Genomic DNA, 23,616 nt, shown 5'->3' with positions numbered 1-23,616 from the left:
TATTGATGAATGGATTACTTGCCGCCCCGTGCGGTAATAATTTCTTGGGTCTGAGTGACATCACCTGTTTTATTACCCCATGAATTACGGGTATAGGTCATGACTGCAGCGATATCGCCATCAGAGATTACGCCAGCCCATTTTGGCATTGCGCCCTTACCATTAATAAGAATATTGTATTGGGCGTCCTTTGGTCCTAAAACAAGTTTGCTACCATCTAACGCTGGGAATGCTCCAGCGCCTTTGCCATTTGGCTGATGGCAAGCAGCGCAGTTTGATGCATACACTTTAGCGCCACGCTCTTTTTGATCGTCAAGGGTATATACCATTGTAGGATCATCACTAGCTGCACTCATTTCCTTCTTCTTCTCATCTACCCACTTGGTGTAGTCTTCTTGCGAAACTACTCTCACAACGATAGGCATAAAAGCATGCTGAGCACCGCATAATTCTGAACACTGGCCACGAAAAGTTCCAATAGTCTCAGCCTTGAACCAAGTATCTCGAACAAACCCAGGAATGGCATCTTGCTTGACGCCAAAGGCAGGAATCGTCCAAGCATGAATAACGTCATTAGCAGTGGTGATCAAACGAATTTTTTTGCCAACTGGCACAACCATTTCGTTATCAACTTCCATCAAATAAGTATTTGATTTAGGCGCTAAGTTATTGATTGCTTCACGTGAAGTAGATAGCGTAGATAAAAAGCTGATGCCCTCACCCTCACCTTTGATGTAGTCGTATCCCCATTTCCACTGATAACCAGTAGTCTTAATGGTGATATCTGAATTTGTAGTGTCTTTCATTGCTACAACAGTTTTCGTTGCAGGCAATGCCATACCAATCACGATCAACAAGGGAATCACAGTCCAAATAATTTCAACTGTGGTGCTCTCGTGGAAAGAAGCAGACTTATGACCCAAAGATTTACGGTGCTTCAAAATGGCATAGAACATAACACCGAATACACCGACAAAAATCACCGCACAAAGTATCAACATCATCCAATGAAGCCAGTGGATTTCTTGCATAATTTTTGTTGCAGGTGCAGCAAAATTAAGTTGATTAACTGCAGGGCCCCCTGGCATGTTTTCAGCAGCATGTGCCAAAGCAGTGCCAAAGGCGGCAGCTATATAGAGCGAAGCCCCTGTGACTTTTCCAAATAAATTCATCATATTCTCTGTTTATTGTGGCGAGCAGATTAGCAAAAAAACTACCTAAATGCTCAAAATGCGGTGTCAAGCCAATACTTATTACCGTAATTATAGGGTTAATTGGGTTCAAGAACAAACCGCACGAACTCAGCCTCATTCAATCTTGGCAATGCTTAAAATGATAGTAAACACTTACTCTTAGGCAGAATCTCACCTAGACTTGCGTCCAATTTGATTAACATCAATATAGGCAACCTTATCCTGTACCCTAGCGAGCTGCTTTCCAATCGCCCAGGCGTGCCCATAAACCACCTCTAAAGTCAGTTTTTGAGGCAAAAGACCCTTTTCAAGCGTTTTTGTTGGAGCACTTTCAATTAACTTTAGTGCTCCTGCATCTGCTAGTAAAAGTACGTCTGATTCATAGCCCAGATTAAGGAACTCCATATCCATTACAGGATCTGAAAAGCGCTCACCCAATAAAGCGTCACCCATATCGTGCATATCCCATGGACTTAATAGATTTTTCAATTTGAGTATGTCCGCATCAACACTTCGTAATTCTTTTCCGGTATCAGGCCCTAAATAACTAAAACTAAACAAGCCGCCTTCTTTTAAGACGCGCCAGCACTCCTGAAGAAAATGGCGCGGGTCCGATAAATCCTGCAATAAAAGATCACTAAAAATGAAGTCCACCGAATTATCTGGGAGAGCTAACTTCCCAGACTTGAAATAGTCCTCTAAGGAGCAGTTCTGCGCACCATTGAATACACGTCGACGAAATAAAGATGCCTTAAAACTGAAAGAGCTTATGCCGGATAAATCCTCTTCATAAACACTATCAATCCGCACACCAGGAAAGCGTTTTGTAATGGCAGATAAATACTTTCCGGGAAATGCTGGGACTAGTAATGCGGCCTTTACATCTAACTTCACGATATCTAACTTTTGCAGCATGCGATCTGCAATTTCATCCTGTAACCATCTGATTGCTTGGGTCATTTGCTGAGTATACTCAGCGCCCCATGCAATTTCTAAAAAATATCTTTCAATCTTTTTGCTCGTATGCGCTTCCGACGGCATGTATTGTGTGTGAGCAATATCAAGGGGCTAGAGTTTGTGACTCTTGTATGAAAATTTGCATGAATGAAGCTTTATGTAACTACGAATGCTGCTTTCAATGTGGGATTCCAGTCACAAGCCCTGAGATGATTGGCCAGCAATGTAAGCTTTGTTTGGAAGATATGCCTTATTTTGATGAAACCTATTGTCTAGGGTTTTATAACGGCAAATTACAAAACGCTCTTCATCAACTGAAGTATCAAAAACGCCTATCCTATGCCCATGGACTCACTAGCATCTGGAATGATGTCATGCCTGAACATTTAAATGTATTACAAGCAGATTACTTGTTACCTGTTCCGCTGAGCGCGGAGAAACTCTGGCTGCGAGGATTTAATCAGAGCTGGGAGCTGGCAAGACGCATTAAGTGCAAGGACTCCATACACAAAATGCCTTACATCCTGAAACGACGGCACCATCAGAAACCGCAAGCGGGAAGCTCACTAAGCATAAGGCAATCTAATATTCGTGGGGCTTTCTACCTTGAAAAGGATGCGCTTGCACTTTTAAAAAATAAATCTGTCATTGTTTTTGATGATGTGATGACTAGTGGTGCTACCTTAGATGAAATTGCACGTATTCTGAAGGACAATGGAGTTTCGCGTGTAACCAATTGGGTATTGCTGCGAACAAGCAAAACATCCGTCAGATAATCAAAGAGCACAGCATGTTTAACATCGTTTTATTCGAACCTGAGATACCACCTAATACGGGAAACATTATTCGCCTATGTGCCAATACGGGGGCTAAATTACACCTCATTGAGCCTTTAGGTTTTCCAATGGAAGATGCTAAATTGCGCAGAGCAGGGCTGGACTATCATGAATTTGCAAAGGTGAAAGTGCATTCCAGTTGGGCAGATTTTTTAAAAGATGAAAAGCCAAGCCCACAACATCTTTTTGCTTTAACCACCAAGGGCAGCGGAAAATTTCATGAAGGTCAATATACGCCTAATGATTATTTTATTTTTGGGTCAGAGACTAAAGGTATTACTGATGAAGTCAGAAACTCAATCCCCCTTGCCAATCAAATGCGCTTAGCGATGCAAGATAGTTCTCGCAGTCTTAATCTATCCAATACCGTTGCGATTGTGGTGTACGAGGCCTGGCGTCAAAATGGCCTAACAGGCGGTAAATAATCCTAGGCTTCTATTTTGGGATCACGGCCCATCAGTTTTCTTATAGCATCTTGTACTGCCAACTTGCCAGATAACACTTCGCCCATCATTTCAGTAATAGGCATTTCAACCTTTAAGCGCTTTGCTAATTCGCCAATGGCTGATGCGCATAGCACCCCTTCAGCCACATGACCTAGGCTGCTTAATATCTCAGGCAGTGGCTTGCCAGCAGCAAGTTCAAGGCCTACACGTCGATTGCGCGACAAATCGCCCGTCGCAGTCAAAATTAAATCGCCTACACCCGTTAAACCCATACAGGTTTCTGATCGACCACCAGCTGCTTTTACTAAACGCATCATCTCTGCCAAACCGCGCGTCAAGACTGCAGCACGCGCATTCAAACCTAAGTGCAAACCATCCCCGATACCTGCTGCAATAGCCAGCACATTCTTTACGGCACCGCCTAATTCAACACCAATCAAATCATCACTGGAATAGATGCGCATATTACCGTGATGAAAAGCAGCTTGAATAATAGCGCACAGATCATTTGAGGTACTGGCAACAGTTAATGCGCAAGGCATTTCAGACGCTACTTCGCGAGCAAAGCTAGGTCCAGATAGGACGCCAAAGGAATGGCTTAAACCATGGCTGTGTAATTTGTTTTCACGCTCTGCAACTTGGTGTGGCAAAAAAGAAGTTTGAGGTTCTAAACCTTTGCACAACCAAATAATGTTGAGAGGGTGCTCTGCTTCTTTTAGAGCCAGTGTAATCGTTTCTGAAAGACCAGACATCGGTGTTGCCACTACTAATAAATCATTTTTTGATAATCTCTTAATAGCCTTAGAAAAATCACTCTCTAATTTCAAGCCCTGAGGCAAGGCAATACCAGGCAAGTAGAGGATATTCTCTCTATGCTCTTGCATCTGCGCCAACTGAGAAGCGTTACGAGACCATAAGCAGACATCATCCTGTTGCAGATGATGGGCCGCTTGAGCAGCCATCGCAGTTCCCCAAGCCCCAGCACCAAGCAGCGTCACCTTCATGATCTGTGGGCCTCTCCTGAGCTTTAGTTAGTAAGAGTTCCCTTGCTTTCCTCAGCAGCTGCTTGTTGAGCTTGCATCATACGATGCTCATACATGCCGTGGAAATTAATCTCGTTCAAATGAATCGGTTGAAAGCCTGCACGACTAATCATGTCGGCAATATTAGAACGAAGATAAGGGTACAAAATCGTTGGACAAGCAATTCCCAACATCGGATCAATTTGCTCAACAGGAATGTTGCTGAATTCAAAAATACCGGCTTGCTTAGCTTCTATTAAGAATAAAACCTTGGTATCTACTTTTGCAGTGATAGTAGAACTTAAAGCCACCTCAAAAATACCCTCTCTTAATGGCATTACTGCAATATCAACTTCCACCTGTATTTGAGGCTCGGAAGGGACCATCAGTATCTGTGGCGCATTAGGCTGCTCTAAGGATAAATCTTTCAGATAAATCCTCTGAATCCGAAACCCTGGCTCATTTGAGCCATCGATTCCACCTTGAGGTGCAGAAGATTGTTCAGTCATCAAAAACTTTCTTTTCTTTAAGTATTAAGACATTACATCAGCAAAGGATCTAACTTACCAGCACGATCCAAGGTCACTAAATCGTCATATCCACCAACGTGCGTCTCCCCAATATAGATTTGCGGAACAGTACTACGTCCAGTGCGAGTCATCATCAATTCGCGTTGTGCCGGGTCGCGATCAATTAAGATTTTTTCTAAATTAGATACGCCCTTTTTAAGTAATAGCTTTTCTGCCATCACGCAATATGGGCAAACCTGCGTGCTATACATTGTTACTTGAGGCATTACTTCTCCTACTTGATCAATGGAAGGGCCGACTCTTTCCACGCCTGAACGCCGCCATCGAGCGCGGCTACCTCTGCAAAACCTAACTTTTGCATTTCGGTTGCAGATTTACGAGAAAGAGTACCCGTTTCGCAAACTAATACCACTGGGTTTTTACGGTCTAACTTTAACTTTTCAACACTCGCTGAAAATCCAGCGGCATCGATGTGTTTTGCACCAGGCAAATGGCCCGCTTTATAAGCATCTAAAGGACGTAAGTCCAAGACGGCTGCCTTACGTCGATTAATCCAAATAGTGGCTTCGGTAGGCGACAAGCCTTTTCCGCCAATAAGCGTAGATAATGTGGGTAGGAAAAGTGCAGTGCCCGAAACCACTAAAAGGGCAATTAGCGCTAAATTATCAATTTGCGTGAGAAAGTTCATCATCAGATTATAGAATGCCTCTATGAAACAACTTGTCCTTATTCGTCATGGTGAATCTGCTTGGAACCTAGAAAACCGCTTCACTGGCTGGGCGGACGTTGACTTAACCCCCAAGGGTATGGATCAGGCCGTCATTGCAGGAGAAAGCCTTAAAAAAGGGGGGTATGAGTTCGATGTAGCCTATACCTCGGTTCTAAGGCGAGCCATTCGTACACTTTGGCACGTTCAAGATGCCATGAATCTGATGTGGATTCCAGTCGTTCATAGCTGGAGATTAAATGAGCGACATTACGGCGCCTTAACAGGGCTTAATAAAGCTGAGACAGCTGCTAAGTATGGGGATCAGCAGGTGCATATCTGGCGTCGTTCATATGATGTACGCCCCCCGCTTTTAGAGATCCATGATGAGCGTAACCCCCAAAAAGATCCCCGCTACTCCAAGCTGAGCTCTACGGATATTCCTCTGGGTGAGTGTCTTAAAGACAATGTTGAACGCGTTCTACCTTTATGGAATGAATCCATTGCTCCAGCCCTAAAAGCAAATAAACGTGTACTCTTAGTGGCACATGGCAATAGCATTCGTTCCTTAATTAAATATTTGGATCAAATGTCTAATGAAGCCATTATGGAAGTTAATATACCGAACGGCGTACCACTTGTTTATGAGTTGGATGACAACCTTAAACCCATTCAACATTTTTATTTGGACTAGGACATAAAGTATCTATGCGTCAATTTCTAAAAAACTTTGGTCTGATTACGGTCGGCTTAATTGCTGGGGTGGCTGCCACCATTCAGTTTTCAGCTAGCGCTCAACAAGGGAGCGTACTTCCATTAGATGAGCTTCGCACCTTATCCAATGTCTTTGCTCAAATCAAACGTGAGTACGTTGAGCCTATCGAAGATAAGCAATTACTAACAGATGCCGTTAAAGGCATGGTAAGTAGCCTAGATCCTCACTCTACCTACTTGGATAAAAAAGATTTTTCGGAAATGCAAGAACAAACTTCCGGAAAATTTGCAGGCCTTGGAATTGAGATTACCTCCGAAGATGGTCTTGTTAAAGTACTGAATTCAATTGAAGATAGTCCAGCTGCACGTGCTGGCCTACAAGCAGGTGATCTCATCACCCGCCTAGATGACAAACCGGTAAGAGGCATGTCACTTGATAAAGCAGTGCGTACCATGCGCGGCACACCAGGCACCAAAATTACCTTAACGATATTTCGTAAAAGTGAAGAGCGCAGCTTTCCAGTTACCATCACTCGCGCAGAAATTAAAGTTCAATCGGTTAAAACCAAAATCTTAGATAACGATATCGCCTGGGTTAGGATTACCAGCTTTCAAGAACGTACCATTCCAGATCTTGCTAAAAAACTGACTGAAATTGCAACCCAGAATCCTAAGCTAAAAGGGTTCATTCTGGATTTAAGAAATAACGGGGGCGGCCTTTTACAAGGCGCAGTTGGTGTGGCAGCAGCCTTCCTGCCTCCTGATGTAGTGATTGTAAGCACTAAGGGCCAAGCCCAGGATTCTAAGCAAGTATTTAATGCCTCGCCAGCAATGTATCGTCTTAGTGATCCTGGGGATCCATTGGCTGGAGTACCAGCCATGTTTAAGAAACTACCAATGGTAGTTTTGGTCAATGCTTACTCAGCATCAGCATCAGAAATTGTTGCCGGAGCATTGCAAGACTACAAGCGTGCCACCATTATTGGTAAGACAACGTTTGGTAAGGGCTCTGTACAAACCGTTCGGCCACTCACAAATGATTCAGCTCTAAAAATTACTACCGCTTACTACTACACACCAAGTGGAAAATCGATTCAGGCATTTGGTGTCAAACCCGATATACCGGTTGATCAAAATAAAGATGGTGATCCAGACGATGTATTAATTACTCGCGAGATAGACAGCGAAAAACATCTACGTAATAAGCAATCTGCTGAAGACAAGCTGATTAAAGATCGTGAGCAGCGTCGTCTTGAAGAGTTACAGCGCATAGAAGAGAAGAATGCGAAGAAAACTCCTGAGGATAAAGAGAAAGAAAAGAACAAGAAGCCGCCAGAACTAGGAAGTGCAAATGACTTCATGCTTTCTCAGGCAGTTGCCTTTATTAATGGTCAACCGGTGCAGCGCTCTTCGTCCAAGCTCGAGTAACTTCTAATAGATCTTGAACCTGCAGATGAATGACAAGCAGTTACTTCGTTACTCGAGACACCTACTGCTTGAAGAGATTGACGTAGCAGGTCAAGAAAAGCTGCTACAGTCGCATGCTCTAGTCATAGGAGCAGGTGGGCTAGGTAGCGCAGCAGCGCCATATCTAGCGGCTACTGGGCTAGGCTTCATTACTCTGATGGATCACGATCAAGTAGAGCTTACCAATCTACAGCGTCAAATCATGCATGCTGAAAATGGTATTGGCAAAAGCAAAGTGGCCTCTGGAAAAGAATTTTTGCAGAGACTGAACTCTAGCATTCAAATTGACACTATTGAAGCTAGAGCGACAACGCAACTACTTGATGAGCTTTTACCTAGTATTGATATTGTTTTGGATTGCACTGATAATTTTTCTACGCGTCATTTAATTAATGCAAGCTGTGTAAGACACTTGACCCCGCTAGTATCTGGTTCTGCTTTACGTTTCGATGGTCAAATTAGCGTGTTTGATCCCCGCAAACCAGCCTCGCCTTGCTACGCCTGTATTTTTTCTCCCGAAGAATCTTATGAAGAAGTCAGTTGTGCCAGCATGGGCATATTTTCTCCCCTTGTAGGAATCATAGGAGCGATGCAAGCCGCTCAAGCTTTACAAGTATTAATCGGCTTTGGGGAGCCTCTCGTCGGCCGTATGCTACTTTGGAATGGGCGCAATACCCAAATTGACGAAATCCATATTTCCCGCAACCCAGATTGTCTAGTATGCGGAAAAAGTCACTAAACTTTCAGGAGAGTAAGCGCTCTAGCGCTTTTGCTTGGTCCTCTGGTTCATAAGCCTTTAGCACTCTAGAGATACGCGCCTTTAAAAGGCCTACGTTTGCCTTCAATATCTCGCGTTTAACCAATAATAATTGACTGAAGTGCATAGAAAAATCAGTCAAACCTAAAGCCAATAAGAGCTTTGTCAGTGCGGGATCCCCAGCCATCTCACCACAAACAGCAATCGGAATATTAGCGCGTTTAGCTTGGCTAATAATACTATCGAGCAAAAACAAAATAGCCGGATGAAGCGGATCATATAAGTGAGCTACAGCATGATCTGAGCGGTCAATTGCTAGAGTGTACTGAATCAAATCGTTGGTGCCAATGGAGAGAAAATCAAAGCGATTAATGAATAATGGCAATACCAAAGCAGCCGCAGGAATTTCAATCATCGCGCCCACTTGAATATTGGGATTAAATGCTTGGCCACGTTGATGTAATTGCTGCTTTGCTTTTTCTATTAAGCGAAAAGTTTCATCAATCTCTTTAGCGTGCGCCAACATCGGAATCATGATGCGCGCCTGCCCATACGCTGATGCCCTCAAGATTGCCCGCAACTGGGTCAAGAAAATTTCTGGCTCCGTCAAAGACCAGCGAATCGCGCGTAATCCTAAAGGTGAAGTGCCGGTTTGAGAGAGATCAGCACCAGCACCTAGAGCTTTATCCGCACCTACATCAATCGTTCTAATATTGATTGGTAAGCCATGCATTAAATCAACCACTCGACGATATTCTACGTATTGTTGATCCTCATTTGGCATGGCTTGTTTACGATCCATAAATAAGAACTCAGACCTAAACAGCCCCACTCCAACTGCACCAAGCGCTACTGCCTGATTGGCATCTTCAGGTAATTCAATATTGGCAAATAATTCAATCTCAACACCGTCAGCAGTGGCTGTCCTAGAGTGCTTAAGCTGCTGAAGCTTGCGCGTCTCTTTGCTGGCTTGAGTTTGTAGTTTTCGATACTCTGCTAATAATTGCTCGTCAGGAGAAACGACCACCACTCCATGCTCACCATCTAACACCAACCAATCACCATGACGAATCATCTCGCTTGCATGGCGTACGCCCACTACTGCAGGAATTTCCATACTGCGAGCCACAATTGCGGTATGGGAAGTCTTGCCCCCAAGATCAGTTACGAACCCAGTGAAGGCATGCTCCTTAAAGCGCAACATATCGTGTGGTGCAATATCGTGGGCAACGATGATGGATTCAACACCCATATCACTTGGAGATAAAAGAGTCGCATTCTCTAAGACATCCTTCTTTTGAGCATTGAGAGCCTTAATGACTCTCTCTGCTACCTGACGAATATCGTGAGCGCGCTCTTTTAAATAGGGATCTTCAATTTCAGAGAATTGCTCGAGTAGATCATTTAGCTCTGTAGTTAATGCCCATGCTGCATTTAATCTTTGTGTACGGATCAGATGAATTGGCTTCTCAGCTAAGGCTGGATCAGCCAAAATCATACTGTGTACATCTAAAAATGCCGCCATTTCTGGAGGCGCATCTTTTGGCAATCCCAATCGTAATTGTTCGAGCTCCTGACGAACTTGATCAAAGGCATCTAATAATTTTTGCGCTTCGACTGCTTCTTTGCCAGACTCAACTAAATAATGACTTACCTCTAAAGCTGCACGCGAAATCAGTACCGCCTTGCCAATGGCAATGCCTTTCGATACTGGAATTCCATGCAAAGAGAAAGTCATCTTTACTCGCCTTCGCCAAAGCGGTTATTAATCAAATCAGTCAATGCCGTCATGGCCTCATCCGCTTGATCACCAACGGTCTCAAGCGTTACTTTGCTACCAATTCCAGCAGCCAACATCATCACACCCATAATGCTCTTAGCGTTGATTTGACGCCCGTTCCGTGACAACAATATTTCACATGGGTATTGAGCGGCAAGTTGGGAAAGCTTAGCTGAAGCTCGCGCGTGCAGACCTAATTTATTAATAATTTCTATTTCTGTAACGGGCATAGGTATTTATTTCATTCATTTTTTTCACTTACTTTGCTTCCAAGCCGCAAAATTCCATTCTGGCCACCTTGAAGCGCTTTGGCTGCTAATTGTTCAAGACCCTCGCCGCGATGCGTAATACAGCGCATCAACATTGGTAGATTAAGACCCGTTAATACAATGACACTACCCAATTCGGCAGCAAGTCCAGGAACATCTAATTTTGATGCTACGTTTGCGGGAGTTGCCCCCATTACATCAGTTAAAACTAATATTCCATTGCCACTATTAACCCCTTTAGCTGCCTCAAGAACGCGCTCAAAGCTTACTTTAATATCTTCATAGGGAGGAATATCGACTGCGCGAACACGTTCAGGCAAAACACCAAAAGCATGCTCGGCAAATCCAAGCATTGCACTGGCAACAGGTATATGGGCAACGATTAAGATACCGGTCATCTTATGACAATGCCTTCTCAAGCTGATTAAGCCAAAACTGAGGAACATCAAATCCGCTTTGATCAGTAATTTCTACAAAACAAGTGGGGCTCGTGACATTGATTTCAGTAAGATAAGCACCGATCAAGTCTAGTCCAACCAAGAATAGTCCGCGTGCATTGAGTATTGGCGCAAGATTTTGTGCGATCTTATTCTCCGCATCACTTAAGGGCATGGCAACACCCTTACCGCCCGCCGCCAAATTACCCCTAATCTCGGTGCCTTGAGGAATTCGGGCTAAGGCAAAAGGTACCACTTCGCCACCGATTAACAGCACCCGCTTATCACCTTTAGCAATCTCTGGTAGAAACTGTTGCGCCATCAGAGTTCTAGAGCCATTCTGGCCCAGGGTTTCAACAATGCTGGCCAAATTAAGTCCATCAGACCCCACCCTAAAAACACCCATACCGCCCATACCATCCAAGGGTTTAATCACAATATCTCGATGCTGCTTATGAAACTCTTCTATAGCACTTAATTCACGTGTAATCAAAGTAGGTGGAATTAAGTTTGAAAATTCAGTAATGGAAATTTTTTCAGAGTGATCGCGAACTGCTGCTGGATTGTTAAATACTTTTGCGCCCTGACGCTCTGCTGCAGATAAAAGCCAAGTGCTATTAAGATACTCAATATCAAATGGTGGGTCAGTACGCATTATGACTGCGGTAAAAGTGTTTACAGCACGACTCTCAAGATTTCCCAACTCAAACCAAGATGTTGAACTAGGCTTAATCATCAGCGTCTGGCAATCCGCAATCACCAGATGATCTTTCCACAAAAGATTGCGGCTCTGACAAAACCATAAGCGATGACCAGCACCCTGTGCAACCCGCATCATCAAAAGTGTTGAGTCCTTATGAATCTTAAATGATTCCAGAGGATCAGCAATGAATAAAAAATCCATAAGGACCTATTGAAAAATATACTCTAAATTAGGCGGATTCGGCATTAGGATCAGTACGCTCAAGCTCTAGAGATGAAGCTAATAGTGCTAGGCGGGCAACAACGCCATACAAATAAAAACGGTTTGGTGCCGCACTGCCAGGCTTGGCGCTTAAATCGGGCATAGAGTTCTGCTCAAAAGCCAAGGGTACAAAATGCATACCAGGAGCATTTAGATTTTCATCGGGACCACGATCAGTGTGCACTCGATAAAAACCGCCAATCACATAACGATCAATCATGTACACAACTGGCTCAGCAACTGCCTCATTTACCTTTTCAAAGGTATAGACTCCTTCTTGAATCAGAACATCGCTTACTTCTAAGCCCTCCTTCACTACGCTCATCTTATTGCGGTCTCTACGATTCAAGTCTTTCAGTTGCGAAGGATCACTAACTACCATGATGCCCATGCCATAGGTTCCAGCATCAGCTTTGACTACAACATAAGGCTTATCTTTAATTCCATACTCACGATATTTCTTGGCGGTCTTCTTTAAGATTTGCTCAACTGCAGCCTGAAGCTCATCCTCGCCCTTGCGCTCATGAAAATTCACATTTGAGCAGTGGGTGAAGTAAGGGTTAATCATCCACGGATCAATATCGACTACCTTAGCAAACTTCTTAGCGACCTCTTCATAAGCAGCAAAGTGATTAGACTTACGGCGCATATGCCAGCCAGCGTGTAATCCTGGCAATAAATATTGCTCATGAATATTTTCCAAAATAGGAGGAATGCCGGCAGATAAATCGTTATTCAATAAAATAGAGCAAGGATCGAAATCTTTTAATCCTAAACGCTGCTTTTTCAAACCGAGACGAGATAAAGGCTCTAGTAACAGTCGATTGCCTTCAGGTAATTCAACCCAAGTAGGCTTTTTGATTTCCTCAGAAAAAGTGCCAAGGCGAACATTCAAACCAGCTTGACGCAAGATTGAAGCCAAGCGCGCAATATTTTGTAAATAAAAAGTATTACGCGTATGTCGCTCAGGTATCAGTAATAAATTTTTTGCTTCGGGACAAATCTTCTCAATTGCAGCCATTGCAGCTTGTACAGCCAACGGTAGCATTAGGGGGGAAAGATTGTTAAAGCCCCCGGGGAATAAATTGGTGTCTACAGGGGCTAGCTTAAATCCAGAATTTCGGAGGTCAACCGAGCAATAAAAGGGCGGGGTGTGCTCTTGCCACTCCAGCCGAAACCAGCGTTCGATTGTGGGGGTTGCTTCTAGTACCTTGGACTCTAATTCGAGCAAGGGGCCACTAAGGGCTGTGATGAGATGTGGGACCATTTCACCATTGTAAGATTATTAAAAGAAAGACGCGGAATCCAGGGATCCCGCCCTAGAAACCAGGCAGCCCAATAAAGCCGCCTGGTGAGGGGAAAATTGACTAATTAAGACTCGTATGCAGACTCACCATGTGAGCTGATATCCAAGCCCTCGCGCTCATCATCTTCCTTAACCCGCAAACCAATCACCATATCGATCAATTTAAAGGCAATGAAGGAAACTACGCCAGACCAGATCAAGGTAGTGATAACGCCTTGAGCCTGAATCCACAATTGGCCGCCCATAGAGTACTCAGGGTTGGCTGCATTGCTTACGTAATCCCAGATACCTGTGCCGCCCAAAGCTGGATCAGCGAATATACCCGTCAATAGCGCACCTAAAATACCGCCTACGCCGTGAATACCGAAGACATCCAAACTGTCGTCTGAGCCTAAGAGTCTCTTGAGACCTGTTACACCCCACAAGCAAACAATACCAGCAGCAATACCGATTGCAAGAGCCCCCATTGGACCAACAAAACCAGCGGCAGGAGTAATTGCAACCAAGCCTGCTACACAACCTGATGCTGCACCCAACATAGATGGCTTGCCCTTCAGTACCCATTCTGCAAATGACCAACCCAAAACAGCAGCTGAAGTTGCGAGAAGAGTGTTGACGAATGCCAAGGCGGCACTACCATTTGCCTCAAGAGCGGAGCCGGCATTGAAACCAAACCAACCAAACCACAAGAGTGATGCACCAATCATGACAAACACAAGGTTGTGTGGCTTCATCGCTTCTTTACCATAGCCAACCCGCTTACCAACAACATAAGAGCCAACTAAACCAGCGATCGCTGCGTTGATATGAACAACGGTACCGCCAGCAAAGTCGAGAACGCCCTTCTGCCATAACCACCCAGCACGAGCAGTAATTGCATCAAGTGATGCGGCATCTTTGATGTCATCAGGACCAGGCCAGAACCAAACCATATGAGCAATTGGTAAGTAGCTAAATGTGAACCACAAAATAATGAATAACAAAATTGCAGAAAATTTAGCGCGCTCAGCAAATGATCCAATAATCAAACAACAAGTAATCGTGGCAAATGCGGCCTGGAATGCCATAAAGACATATTCAGGAATCACAACACCTTTACTGAAGGTTGCTGCTACTGAATCCGGTGTCATACCTGCCAAGAACAATCGATCAAGACCTCCAATAAATGCCCCTCCTTCAGTGAATGCAAAGCTATAGCCATATATCGACCAAAGCACTGTAATCAAAGAAAAGACGACCATACATTGAACTAGCACTGATAAGATATTTTTGCTACGCGTTAAACCGCCGTAGAACAAAGCCAAACCAGGCAGTATCATCAAAATGACCAAAGCTGTACAAACTAATAGCCAAGCAGTGTCGGCTTTATTAGCAACGGCGACAGGTGCCGCAGGAGCTGCAGCAGCAGCCATGGCTACTGCTGGGGCAGTAGCGACTGGCTTTGCTTCATCCGCCGCAAAAGCTGGTGAAGCTTCCATAACACTGGTTGAACCAATGGCCAAGGCCATTGCTCCGCCAGCAAGGAGTTGTCTCATCCAAGTTAACATTTTGAACCTCTCTTTAAAGTGCTGACGCACCGGTTTCACCGGTACGAATACGAATGACGTGTTCAATTGATGAGACAAAAATCTTGCCATCGCCAATCTTTCCGGTACGTGCTGATTTTTCAATTGCTTCAATCGCACGCTCTAAAATGCCATCTTCAACAGCAGCTTCAATTTTTACTTTAGGTAAAAAATCAACAACATACTCAGCGCCGCGATACAACTCGGTATGGCCTTTTTGACGACCAAAGCCTTTAACTTCAGTGACGGTAATGCCCGAAACCCCCACTTCCGAGAGAGCTTCGCGCACTTCGTCAAGCTTAAATGGCTTGATGATTGCGGTAATTAATTTCATACGTTTCTCCGTTCAGAGGTGGAAATTAGAAAGTTTTGGTGAGTGAAATTAAACCTGTAGCACCGCCCAAGTTTTTGCCTGATGGGCTGACATATGCATAGCTGCTACCAACAGTTTTAGCATTAGTGTCAACATATGAAACTGCACCAGATAAACCGCCGCCAAAGTCCTTAGTTACACCAATCTTCCAGTCTGTATAGCTATAAAGACTTGAGTTTGAAGTTGAACTACCATTTGGAGTTCCAGCAATGTACTGATATCCAACGTGTGCATTCAGTGTTAAGCCCCAAATTCCAGTATCGTAATTAAGAGTCAGATCTGGATAGTAAGAACCGCTAGAGTTTGCAAATCCGAAGGTATTTGTTGCTGAATATGAAAACTTAGCAAAGCCTGTCACAGGGCCAAAAGTAAAGTTTTGGGCTGCGTAGATCTCCGTTGTATTTGGATTGGTTGCGCTACTTGGCAAGCCTGAAGTTGGATAGTAGTACTGCAATACTCCAAGGTCAGATGCAAAACCTGCGCCGATCAACTCTTTCTTAATACCAGCATAGAAATCCATCTCAATTGGAGCGGAAACATTATTAGCACCGCCTTGACTTGCTGCATCAGAGATCCAGCTAATGGAGCTATTCCAGTTGCCGATGTAGAAACCACTCTCGTGAGCGTAATCAAAACCGCCTTGAATGGCTGGCTTAAAGTTTGATTGAGAAATACCACGATAGCGGTAATCATTAATCACTGTAACGTTTGCAGTGATTGGGCTGACTTCAGGGGCCTCTGGAGCGGCAGCAGGCGCTGTCTGCGCAAAGGCTGCTGTAGCGAACATGCCAGATGCTGCGAGAGCTATGGCTGATTTGTGTAGTGTTTTCATTTGCAACTCCTTGCTGTTTTGAAATAAAAGGGGTGAATGCTTAATGCATGGAGTGATCATGAAGGTCGGGTCATGGTGGATTTCTATGTAATTCCCCTTATTGATGCTGATGCACCTATTTGGTGCTTATTATTGCCCCATGAATGTGAATCTTTAGCCTTTTTCCCCATTTTTAGCTGATTCCCCCCTGTTTTCCTTGCCCAACATAAAATATCAGATATATCTTTTATGCACCTTCACACAGAAATACGGAACCCTATCATGCAAAAACCAGGCGAAATCCTCGAGCAAATTCAGCGCATCGCAAACGATATGCAAAATAAGGTTGGGGATGCCATCCGCAACTCACCGGCTCAAGAAATTGAGAAAAATGTGCGCGCCATGATGAACCAAGGATTTCAGAAGATGGACTTGGTAACCAGGGAAGAATTCGAATTGCAATCAAAGGTACTGGCAAAAACGAGGGAAAAATTAGAAGCCCTTGAGTCTAAAGTTGCGGCCCTTGAAAAGTCTAATTAATTTTTAGACTTTATTCTGGATAGAACTCATCAAAAAAATTTGCATAGTCTTCTTTTGATAGAAAAGTTTTTGCATTATTTGGTATAGCCTTGGTATGCAATACCGATATTTGATAAATCCAAATACTTCCATCTGTAGCAAATCGAGTGATCCACCGAACACGCATCCACTGCTCATTCGTTCCACTAGATTTAAATTGAATTAAATAATCTTTACTAACCTGCTTTTGTCGTGCGCTAGTTTGATAAACAACATCTTCAATTATTACCTGGCCACCGGTATCTTTTGCCCTGCTTAATAAATTAGCCTGTAATTGTGACAATAATTTTGGGAGCAATGCAGATTGGGCCATAGGTAATTGAGTGGCGCTAATGGAGTAAATATCATCTTCGATTTTCAAGGCCTCAAGCGTTTGTAATAACTCTTGATCTTGATATGCAATGCGTCTCTGAATTTTCTCTGGCTTACCTGGAAAAAGAGCCGTATATCTCTCTTGCGGAGACTGAACAACGCGCCAATCTAATTTAGGACTACAAGCAGCCAGAAAAAAAATGGCTGCAAAGGAAACGGAGCAGCCTTGTAAAGTTTTTTTAAAGAATGCCGGCGTCATGTGCCTGTTGATCAGCGTGATAACTAGAGCGAACCATTGCCCCTACAGCAGCATGGGAGAAGCCCATTGCATATGCCTCTTCCTCGAAATACTTAAAAACGTCTGGGTGAACATAACGCCGAACAGGCAAGTGATGGCCAGAAGGTGCAAGGTACTGTCCGATGGTAAGCATGTCGATATTGTGCTCGCGCATATCACGCATGACTTCTAAAATTTCTTGATCAGTTTCACCAAGCCCTACCATCAACCCACTTTTTGTAGGGATATGAGGAAAGCGCTCTTTGAAATCTTTCAATAATTTCAAAGAGTGTGCATAGTCTGCGCCTGGGCGTGCCCCTTTATACAAACGAGGGACTGTTTCAAGATTATGGTTCATGACATCTGGCAAGCCATTAGGTGCATGCTCAGCAAAGACATTCAGCGCTTTATCTAAACGCCCTCGGAAATCTGGTACTAATACTTCAATCCGAGTGCTAGGTGATGATGTACGTGACTGAGATATGCAGTCAACGAAATGCATCGCACCACCATCGCGAAGATCATCACGATCAACGCTCGTGATCACAACGTAATTTAATTTCAGCGCAGCAATCGTTCGCGCTAAGTTGGCTGGTTCTTTTTCGTCCAAAGGGTCTGGTCTTCCGTGCCCTACATCACAAAAGGGGCAACGACGAGTGCATTTATCGCCCATGATCATGAAAGTGGCCGTCCCCTTACCAAAGCACTCTCCGATATTGGGACAACTTGCTTCTTCACATACGGTGACCAATTCATTTTCACGCAAAATCTTTTTGATTTCGGAAAAACGAGAATTGACAGAGGCTGCCTTAACGCGAATCCAATCAGGCTTCTTGAGTATCTCCTGAAGTGGCACGATTTTGATCGGAATACGCGCAGTTTTTTCACTCGACTTTTGCTTACGTGTAGCGTCGTAATGAAGGTCTTGGCGAGCCTGACTAGGCTTTTCTGTATCGGTCTTGTTTATGGTCATGGTGACATCAGTTGCTTTTGTAAATGCTCCAAAAGCTTTTGGCTAATGATATCTATATTGTCCTTGATCCCAAGAGTTTGCATATCAACCGTCCTTAAACCCTCATAACCACAAGGGTGGATCCGATCAAATGCCGCCAAATCAGTTGCTACATTCAATGCTAGGCCATGATAAGAGCAACTTTTACTCACTTTAAGGCCTAAAGCAGCTACCTTGGCACCAAACCATTCTTCAGCAACGCCAGGCTGATTTGCAATATAGATTCCCGGTGCGCCTTTGAGTCTTTGAGCCTGCAAACCATAACCCCCCAAAGTATCAATGACTGCTTGCTCAATGTGCAACACCAGCTCTTTAACAAAAATTTTCAGGCGCTTGAGATCAAGCAAAAGATAAACCACGATTTGCCCAGGGCCATGATAAGTAATCTCACCCCCACGATCGACTTGGATTAGTGGGATTTGCTGACTCGGTGAATGTAAATGACTAGCATCTCCTGCAAGACCTAAAGTAAATACGGGCCGATGCTGCAATACCCAAACTTCATCGGGGGTATTGGCATCACGCTGTTTGGTAAAAGTGCGCATTGCCTCATAAGTGGCTACATAATCCACTAGCCCAAGATGCTTCACTAAGAATGGCATGTGATTTGAATCAAAGAACGATACTTACCAAGGGATGTGTAGAGAGAGTTCTATATAGCTCATCTAGCTGTTCACGACTGGTAGCCGTTATGGGTAAAGTGATTCCTAAATAATTTCCATCTTTAGAGGGTCGTTGCTCAACCTGGCTTTCATCAAACGTCGGGTCAAACTGTTTTGCAATATGAATGATGGCTGGTAAATATTCAGGGTTTGCCTTTCCCATTACCTTAATTGGAAACTGGGAAGGGTATTCAATCAGCGATTTTTCTTCAGTCGTCATTTTGAAAAAGACCTTTTAAGAGTTACGGTGGTCTGGCATACCCAACCAAGCGCCAGTGATGATGTTGCGTATGCAATGCAATCTACGGTGGAAAAAATGATCCGCTCCAGGCACCACTTGAACCGTTAGCTCTTGAGGACGTGCCCAATCAAATACATCTACTAAAGGAATAGTCTCATCTACTTCACCATGAATCACAATGGTATCAGCAGCGACTGTAGCTAAGTCCCACTTCCCTGCTGCACTCCCGACCATGACTAAACGTTCTGCTGGGCGACCTAATTCAGCCAATTTTTGCACTAAATGACTTCCTACATAGCTGCCAAATGAAAAGCCAGAAACGACCAAGGGAAGGGTATTTGCATTTGCCATCCAAGCTTGATGAGCGGTAATTTCACTTTGACTCCAGCTTGAAGGTGTCCTCATCCAATCGGTGATATGCAACAAATCGTCTAACTCACCGACGCCATCATCGTGCACCCCCTCGGTACCTCCCACCCCGCGAAAGTTTGGGCGCACACTCACATAACCCAGCTGATTAAAAGCGCGTGCCATCGTCTGAGCCACCTTGTTATCCATCGCCCCCCCCATTAATGGATGTGGATGGGCAACCAAAGCTAAGCCACGCACTACATATGACGGGTCACTTTTTAGCTCATCAGGTAGATCAATAGACATCTCTATCAAACCAACGATGCCATTAATTTGAATTACTTTGCTACGACTATTCATGAAAAACTTTCAACTAAGACTAAGTCAACTGCAAGCGTTCAACAGGGAGACCTTTAATTAAGTGGGACTGAATAATTTCTTCTACGTCTTCGGTATCTATTAAGGTATACCAAACGCCATCTGGATAAACCACCATGACTGGGCCATCAGCACAGCGATCTAAGCAACCCGCCTTATTGACACGCACTTTTCCAGGCCCTGAAAGCCCGAGCTGTTTGACCCTGCTCTTGGCATATTCAAACAAAGCAAATGCGTTATGGCGATCACAACAGTCTTCGCCATTGCTACGTTGATTTAAGCAAAAAAATAAGTGGTGAGAAAAGCTCATAAAAAAATTATCTTCATTAATCCTTGGGTTTAAATTCTAAGGCACTACGAATCATCCAAATCAAAGCTAATGGCAACCATACCACTGAAACCCACTGCATTAATTCATTAAAGTGCAATAAGCGTCCTTGATGCCAATGTCTCAGCGTAAGAATGAAATAAGGATTATCCGGCAAGACATTGATCGCTATCGTTGCGCAGATCAAGCAACATAAAGCTAAGGAAAACTTCGTTATTTGGCTTAAGCGCAATGCCCATCTCAATAATAGGCTGCCTAAAAGCATGCCCCAAAAAGCTCCTGCGGTTAACCATAAGAGCCCGAGATCACTTCCAAATTGAAGTGCTGTAAACACCGTTTTAATCACAATGGTAAAACAGAGTAGCCCATTCAAAATACGCCATTGCGGGGCCTTAGTTCGCATACCCAAAGAAAGTAATAAGGCAACGCCCAGCCAGCAAAGTACCGTAATAATGGTTTCCTGGGCAACATGATTGATGACGATGGTTCCCCAATCAATCGAAGCAAAAATGGCATGCCCCCAGACCCCAGTGCCAAGCCAAGAGCTTTGTGGATAAATCTGTGACCAAGGAAATAATAAAAATAGGGCGCAAGCGGCCCAGTTCAAACCAAACCATTGATCAAAGCGGCGGCGAATAGCGCTTCCTGACAGCCATTGAGGGCCCAAAGGAATGGCCAAAAGCGCGCCTAGTAAGCCACCCAGAACATTGGCCCCCCAGTCTATTTGGCTTGGAATTCTGGTAGGAAGCCATGATTGCAGGGTCTCAACGCTCAATGCCAGTAGGCCACATAAAGCGAGAGCAATTCCCAAGGCCACAAAATTGCGCCATCGAGGATAGGCGGCAAACACAATCAAAAATCCAAAAGGGATATAGGCCAGAATGTTGACTAATACATCAAACAGCGTAATAAAACGGGGAGTTGGTGCATCCAACCAAGCCCATAGAGCAATGCCGTTATGAAAGTCAAAATCAAAGGGATTCAGGCTGACATAGACAATCAGAAGGGCGTAACTTAAGCCCATGGCTCTTGCCAATGGCATGGCCTGTAGTGGCCATGCCAATTTACGGGGGCGCAGTTCTTCTTGATGCATTCCACAATTCTAGGTCAGACCTTTCTACAATGGTGAAATGACTGCCAATTGCATCCTTGAACGTGTTGCCGAAACCAAATCGACCAATGATGATCTTTTAGCTCGCTGGAGAGCGGGTGAACTGATTGATCCTGTTGCTCGAATCGCCCACAATCAAACGGCTGGCAAAGGCCGGTCAGGCAGAAAATGGCTAGCAAAACCTAAAGATTCGATCTGCTTTTCCCTCGCCTTTCCATTTCGTAGAGGCCCTGCAGAATTAAGCGGCCTGAGCTTATTAGTTGGTCTAGCCGTTATTTCGGGAATTGCACAGGCCTGCAGTCTCAATGAGGCTTCCCTTCACTCACTTGGCCTTCGTCTCAAATGGCCTAATGACTTACTACTCAATAACACTAAATTGGGCGGCATCTTGATTGAAGGAGGGCAAACAAAAGTGGGTGAGCCAACCTGGATGGTGATTGGTATTGGCATCAACTTACGCAATGCCAAATCATTTGAAATAGATTTGGGTGTTGATGCTATGCAAAAAGTAGGTTCGCTAGACCAACTCATTCCTCCATCATCCTCACTGCCAGATAAGGACTTTATTTGGCTCAAACTGATCGAATCCTTAGAGCGTTATCTTGCTGACTTTGACCAATCTGGATTTGCCCGCTACCAACACCAGTGGGCGCATTGGGATGCTTATAGCGAGCAGCATGTGTGCATTAGTGGTGCGAACAAAGATCCTATTGATGGAATCACAAAAGGAATTGATGAATATGGCGCCTTACTCTTGCAGCAAGATCATCAAACGATTGCCATTCATGCGGGCGATGTTTCTTTACGGGTTCAAGCATGAGTCTTTATCTGCTCTTTGACGTAGGCAATACTCGCCTAAAATGGGCGGCGGTTGAATCCTCTTTGCACCCATCCGATCGTCAAAAAAAATTGTGGGCTTATTCAGGATCTATCAGCAGTAAAGCTTTGGAGTCTGCAGAGGCACGAACCGAGCTAGCAGATTACATCGCTAAAACTTTACCAAAACCTGATGCTATTGCTTTTACCTGTGTTGCAGGCTCACAGGCCATGAGTAATGTTCAATCCCTTTTTCCACAATGGAGTGATCTCACATGGAAACAGCTGAATGGAGATAGTTCATACACGGGTGTTCGCACCCTGTATCAAGATCCTAGTAAGCTAGGGGCAGATCGCTGGGCAGCAGTCATTGGTGCTCGCGCCCTATCTAAGACTAATACTCTGATTATCAATGCTGGCACTGCCACCACGATTGATCTATTGGGCGCAAATGGAGTGCATTATGGTGGCTGGATTGTGCCGGGCCTTAGCCTTATGCAGCAAAGCCTCCAAAAACATACTGCACAACTGCCTTTAGCAGAGCGACAAGATACTCCGTTGGGCTTTGGTATTAATACGAATGATGCAATAGTTAATGGATGTGATGCCGCACAAATCGGTGCAATCACACAAGCTATTCAACTCGCAAAAAAGATGAATAGCCCTGTAGAAAAAATTTGGCTTGATGGCGGGAATGCCAAAGTTTTAGCCAAGATCATGACGCAATTTGATATTCAATCTACCGTGTCAGTTGAAACGATCGAAGGGCTTGTGCTACGTGGCTCATGGGCGTGGTTGCTAGAGAATCTCTAAGAACGAATTTTTTCCAGCAGGCTTGTTGTTGAGCGCTCGTATAAAAATGGGATCGCTATCGCTTTACCGCCCCAACTGTTGACTGCCTTAGTTTCTGCCAAGACATCAATTTCATAATCGCCACCCTTAACGTAAATATCGGGGCGGATTTTTTCAATCAGGCTTACTGGAGTTTGCTCAGTAAACAAGATCGTCATATCGACACTTTCTAAAGCAGCTAATAAAGCCTGTCGATCTGCTTCAGAATTAATTGGCCTGTCATCACCCTTACCCAGCATCTTGACTGAGGCATCCGAATTCACGCCAATAACCAAGCTTGCACCTAAGGCGCGTGCCTGAGCCAAATAACTGGCATGGCCCCGATGAAGAATATCGAATACGCCATTGGTGAAAACAAGTGGCCTTGGAAGATTGGCAATGCGAGCGGCCAGCTGCTCTGGGGAGCAAACCTTAGACTCAAAAGAAGGGGGTGGCAAATTTGACATAGCTCAATCTTAATAGCAATGGATCGGAGCCTGTGATATTACCTAGAATGTCTTAAACTTGTGGACTACTGACCCCGTTATATAAGGCGCAAAATGATTCGCTCGTCGTTTGTATGGC

29 protein-coding genes and 1 pseudogene are annotated in these 23,616 nt (G+C 44.3%); 8 read left to right on the top strand and 22 right to left on the bottom strand.

The window, feature by feature from the left end:
* Positions 1-14: 14 nt before the first annotated feature.
* Together coxB and ABWP14_RS07225 are read right to left on the bottom strand one after the other, a co-directional pair.
* Positions 15-1,172, bottom strand: coding sequence for a cytochrome c oxidase subunit II (gene coxB, locus ABWP14_RS07230; protein ID WP_353202296.1), 1,158 nt, complete (start codon positions 1,170-1,172; stop codon positions 15-17).
* A 192-nt stretch (positions 1,173-1,364) separates the two neighbouring features.
* Positions 1,365-2,153 carry a methyltransferase domain-containing protein gene (locus ABWP14_RS07225; protein WP_353202295.1) on the bottom strand — a complete coding sequence of 263 codons (789 nt, stop codon included), beginning with the start codon at positions 2,151-2,153 and terminating at the stop codon, positions 1,365-1,367.
* 140 nt (positions 2,154-2,293) lie between these two features.
* On the opposite strand from ABWP14_RS07225, the gene ABWP14_RS07220 reads away from it, so the two are divergent.
* Positions 2,294-2,926, top strand: coding sequence for a ComF family protein (locus tag ABWP14_RS07220; protein ID WP_353202294.1), 633 nt, complete (start codon positions 2,294-2,296; stop codon positions 2,924-2,926).
* Positions 2,927-2,940: 14 nt separating this feature from the next.
* The gene (trmL, locus tag ABWP14_RS07215) at positions 2,941-3,411 is read left to right on the top strand and encodes a tRNA (uridine(34)/cytosine(34)/5-carboxymethylaminomethyluridine(34)-2'-O)-methyltransferase TrmL (protein WP_353202293.1); all 471 of its coding nucleotides are present in this window, start codon (positions 2,941-2,943) and stop codon (positions 3,409-3,411) included.
* A 2-nt stretch (positions 3,412-3,413) separates the two neighbouring features.
* Here the strand turns inward: trmL and ABWP14_RS07210 are convergent, their stop codons facing one another.
* Genes ABWP14_RS07210 through ABWP14_RS07195 form a run of 4 tightly spaced genes read right to left on the bottom strand, consistent with a single transcriptional unit; the run spans position 3,414 to position 5,672 of the window.
* Positions 3,414-4,436, bottom strand: coding sequence for an NAD(P)H-dependent glycerol-3-phosphate dehydrogenase (locus ABWP14_RS07210; RefSeq protein ID WP_353202292.1), 1,023 nt, complete (start codon positions 4,434-4,436; stop codon positions 3,414-3,416).
* Between the two features lie 23 nt (positions 4,437-4,459).
* Positions 4,460-4,963 (bottom strand): protein-export chaperone SecB, encoded by a 504-nt coding sequence (gene secB / locus ABWP14_RS07205; protein WP_353202291.1) that lies wholly within the window; start codon positions 4,961-4,963, stop codon positions 4,460-4,462.
* A gap of 32 nt (positions 4,964-4,995) precedes the next feature.
* Positions 4,996-5,250 (bottom strand): glutaredoxin 3, encoded by a 255-nt coding sequence (gene grxC, locus ABWP14_RS07200; RefSeq protein ID WP_353202290.1) that lies wholly within the window; start codon positions 5,248-5,250, stop codon positions 4,996-4,998.
* Positions 5,251-5,258: 8 nt separating this feature from the next.
* Positions 5,259-5,672 (bottom strand): rhodanese-like domain-containing protein, encoded by a 414-nt coding sequence (locus ABWP14_RS07195; RefSeq protein ID WP_353202289.1) that lies wholly within the window; start codon positions 5,670-5,672, stop codon positions 5,259-5,261.
* Between the two features lie 22 nt (positions 5,673-5,694).
* Between ABWP14_RS07195 and gpmA the strand changes: the two genes are divergently transcribed.
* From gpmA to ABWP14_RS07180, 3 genes are read left to right on the top strand one after another with little or no spacing between them, the layout of a single operon-like run.
* Positions 5,695-6,384, top strand: a complete 690-nt coding sequence (gpmA, locus tag ABWP14_RS07190) for a 2,3-diphosphoglycerate-dependent phosphoglycerate mutase (RefSeq protein WP_353202288.1) — start codon at positions 5,695-5,697, stop codon at positions 6,382-6,384.
* Positions 6,385-6,398: 14 nt separating this feature from the next.
* The gene (locus ABWP14_RS07185) at positions 6,399-7,832 is read left to right on the top strand and encodes a S41 family peptidase (protein WP_353202287.1); all 1,434 of its coding nucleotides are present in this window, start codon (positions 6,399-6,401) and stop codon (positions 7,830-7,832) included.
* Between the two features lie 25 nt (positions 7,833-7,857).
* On the top strand, positions 7,858-8,610 hold the full coding sequence (locus tag ABWP14_RS07180; protein ID WP_353202286.1) for a HesA/MoeB/ThiF family protein: 753 nt from the start codon (positions 7,858-7,860) through the stop codon (positions 8,608-8,610).
* Positions 8,611-8,614: 4 nt separating this feature from the next.
* Here the strand turns inward: ABWP14_RS07180 and ptsP are convergent, their stop codons facing one another.
* The 8 genes from ptsP to ABWP14_RS07140 form a co-directional block, all read right to left on the bottom strand.
* Complete coding sequence (ptsP, locus tag ABWP14_RS07175) at positions 8,615-10,366, bottom strand: phosphoenolpyruvate--protein phosphotransferase (protein ID WP_353202285.1); 1,752 nt, start codon at positions 10,364-10,366, stop codon at positions 8,615-8,617.
* Between the two features lie 2 nt (positions 10,367-10,368).
* Positions 10,369-10,638, bottom strand: coding sequence for an HPr family phosphocarrier protein (locus ABWP14_RS07170; protein ID WP_353202284.1), 270 nt, complete (start codon positions 10,636-10,638; stop codon positions 10,369-10,371).
* A gap of 11 nt (positions 10,639-10,649) precedes the next feature.
* Entirely contained in the window at positions 10,650-11,075 is a 426-nt protein-coding gene (locus tag ABWP14_RS07165; protein WP_353202283.1) for a PTS sugar transporter subunit IIA, read from the bottom strand.
* 1 nt (position 11,076) lies between these two features.
* A complete protein-coding gene (gshB, locus tag ABWP14_RS07160) occupies positions 11,077-12,018 on the bottom strand; it encodes a glutathione synthase (protein ID WP_353202282.1) in 942 nt (313 codons plus the stop codon).
* Positions 12,019-12,046: 28 nt separating this feature from the next.
* Complete coding sequence (gshA, locus tag ABWP14_RS07155) at positions 12,047-13,345, bottom strand: glutamate--cysteine ligase (RefSeq protein ID WP_353202281.1); 1,299 nt, start codon at positions 13,343-13,345, stop codon at positions 12,047-12,049.
* A gap of 104 nt (positions 13,346-13,449) precedes the next feature.
* On the bottom strand, positions 13,450-14,931 hold the full coding sequence (locus ABWP14_RS07150; protein WP_353202280.1) for an ammonium transporter: 1,482 nt from the start codon (positions 14,929-14,931) through the stop codon (positions 13,450-13,452).
* Between the two features lie 13 nt (positions 14,932-14,944).
* Positions 14,945-15,283 (bottom strand): P-II family nitrogen regulator, encoded by a 339-nt coding sequence (locus tag ABWP14_RS07145; RefSeq protein ID WP_028818896.1) that lies wholly within the window; start codon positions 15,281-15,283, stop codon positions 14,945-14,947.
* Positions 15,284-15,308: 25 nt separating this feature from the next.
* Entirely contained in the window at positions 15,309-16,154 is an 846-nt protein-coding gene (locus tag ABWP14_RS07140; RefSeq protein ID WP_353202279.1) for a TorF family putative porin, read from the bottom strand.
* A 261-nt stretch (positions 16,155-16,415) separates the two neighbouring features.
* On the opposite strand from ABWP14_RS07140, the gene ABWP14_RS07135 reads away from it, so the two are divergent.
* Positions 16,416-16,673, top strand: coding sequence for an accessory factor UbiK family protein (locus ABWP14_RS07135; RefSeq protein ID WP_353202278.1), 258 nt, complete (start codon positions 16,416-16,418; stop codon positions 16,671-16,673).
* Positions 16,674-16,683: 10 nt separating this feature from the next.
* On the opposite strand, the gene ABWP14_RS07130 is transcribed toward ABWP14_RS07135, so the two are convergent.
* The 7 genes and pseudogenes from ABWP14_RS07130 to ABWP14_RS07100 form a co-directional block, all read right to left on the bottom strand.
* Positions 16,684-17,283, bottom strand: a complete 600-nt coding sequence (locus ABWP14_RS07130; protein ID WP_353202277.1) for a hypothetical protein — start codon at positions 17,281-17,283, stop codon at positions 16,684-16,686.
* Positions 17,264-18,217 (bottom strand): annotated as a pseudogene (lipA, locus tag ABWP14_RS07125) (lipoyl synthase); the annotation flags it as partial. The gene ABWP14_RS07130 and the pseudogene lipA, both read right to left, overlap by 20 nt.
* A gap of 53 nt (positions 18,218-18,270) precedes the next feature.
* Positions 18,271-18,915 carry a lipoyl(octanoyl) transferase LipB gene (gene lipB / locus ABWP14_RS07120; protein WP_353202276.1) on the bottom strand — a complete coding sequence of 215 codons (645 nt, stop codon included), beginning with the start codon at positions 18,913-18,915 and terminating at the stop codon, positions 18,271-18,273.
* Between the two features lie 10 nt (positions 18,916-18,925).
* Complete coding sequence (locus ABWP14_RS07115) at positions 18,926-19,195, bottom strand: YbeD family protein (protein ID WP_353202275.1); 270 nt, start codon at positions 19,193-19,195, stop codon at positions 18,926-18,928.
* A gap of 15 nt (positions 19,196-19,210) precedes the next feature.
* On the bottom strand, positions 19,211-19,927 hold the full coding sequence (locus ABWP14_RS07110; protein WP_353202274.1) for an alpha/beta hydrolase: 717 nt from the start codon (positions 19,925-19,927) through the stop codon (positions 19,211-19,213).
* A gap of 19 nt (positions 19,928-19,946) precedes the next feature.
* A complete protein-coding gene (locus ABWP14_RS07105) occupies positions 19,947-20,255 on the bottom strand; it encodes a (2Fe-2S) ferredoxin domain-containing protein (protein ID WP_353202273.1) in 309 nt (102 codons plus the stop codon).
* A 16-nt stretch (positions 20,256-20,271) separates the two neighbouring features.
* Positions 20,272-21,366: a VanZ family protein gene (locus tag ABWP14_RS07100; RefSeq protein ID WP_353202272.1), complete on the bottom strand. Its 1,095-nt coding sequence runs from the start codon at positions 21,364-21,366 to the stop codon at positions 20,272-20,274.
* Between the two features lie 37 nt (positions 21,367-21,403).
* On the opposite strand from ABWP14_RS07100, the gene ABWP14_RS07095 reads away from it, so the two are divergent.
* Entirely contained in the window at positions 21,404-22,204 is an 801-nt protein-coding gene (locus tag ABWP14_RS07095) for a biotin--[acetyl-CoA-carboxylase] ligase (RefSeq protein ID WP_353202271.1), read from the top strand.
* Entirely contained in the window at positions 22,201-23,013 is an 813-nt protein-coding gene (locus tag ABWP14_RS07090; RefSeq protein ID WP_353202270.1) for a type III pantothenate kinase, read from the top strand. Before ABWP14_RS07095 ends, ABWP14_RS07090 begins: the two co-directional genes overlap by 4 nt.
* Here the strand turns inward: ABWP14_RS07090 and rfaE2 are convergent.
* Positions 23,010-23,498, bottom strand: coding sequence for a D-glycero-beta-D-manno-heptose 1-phosphate adenylyltransferase (gene rfaE2 / locus ABWP14_RS07085; RefSeq protein ID WP_353202269.1), 489 nt, complete (start codon positions 23,496-23,498; stop codon positions 23,010-23,012). The genes ABWP14_RS07090 and rfaE2 overlap by 4 nt on opposite strands.
* Positions 23,499-23,616 lie beyond the last annotated feature (118 nt).

Source organism: Polynucleobacter sp. (assembly GCF_040400325.1).
Lineage (GTDB): Bacteria > Pseudomonadota > Gammaproteobacteria > Burkholderiales > Burkholderiaceae > Polynucleobacter.
Note: the sequence above shows the minus strand (reverse complement) of the source record. Positions and strands in the feature narration are given on the sequence as shown.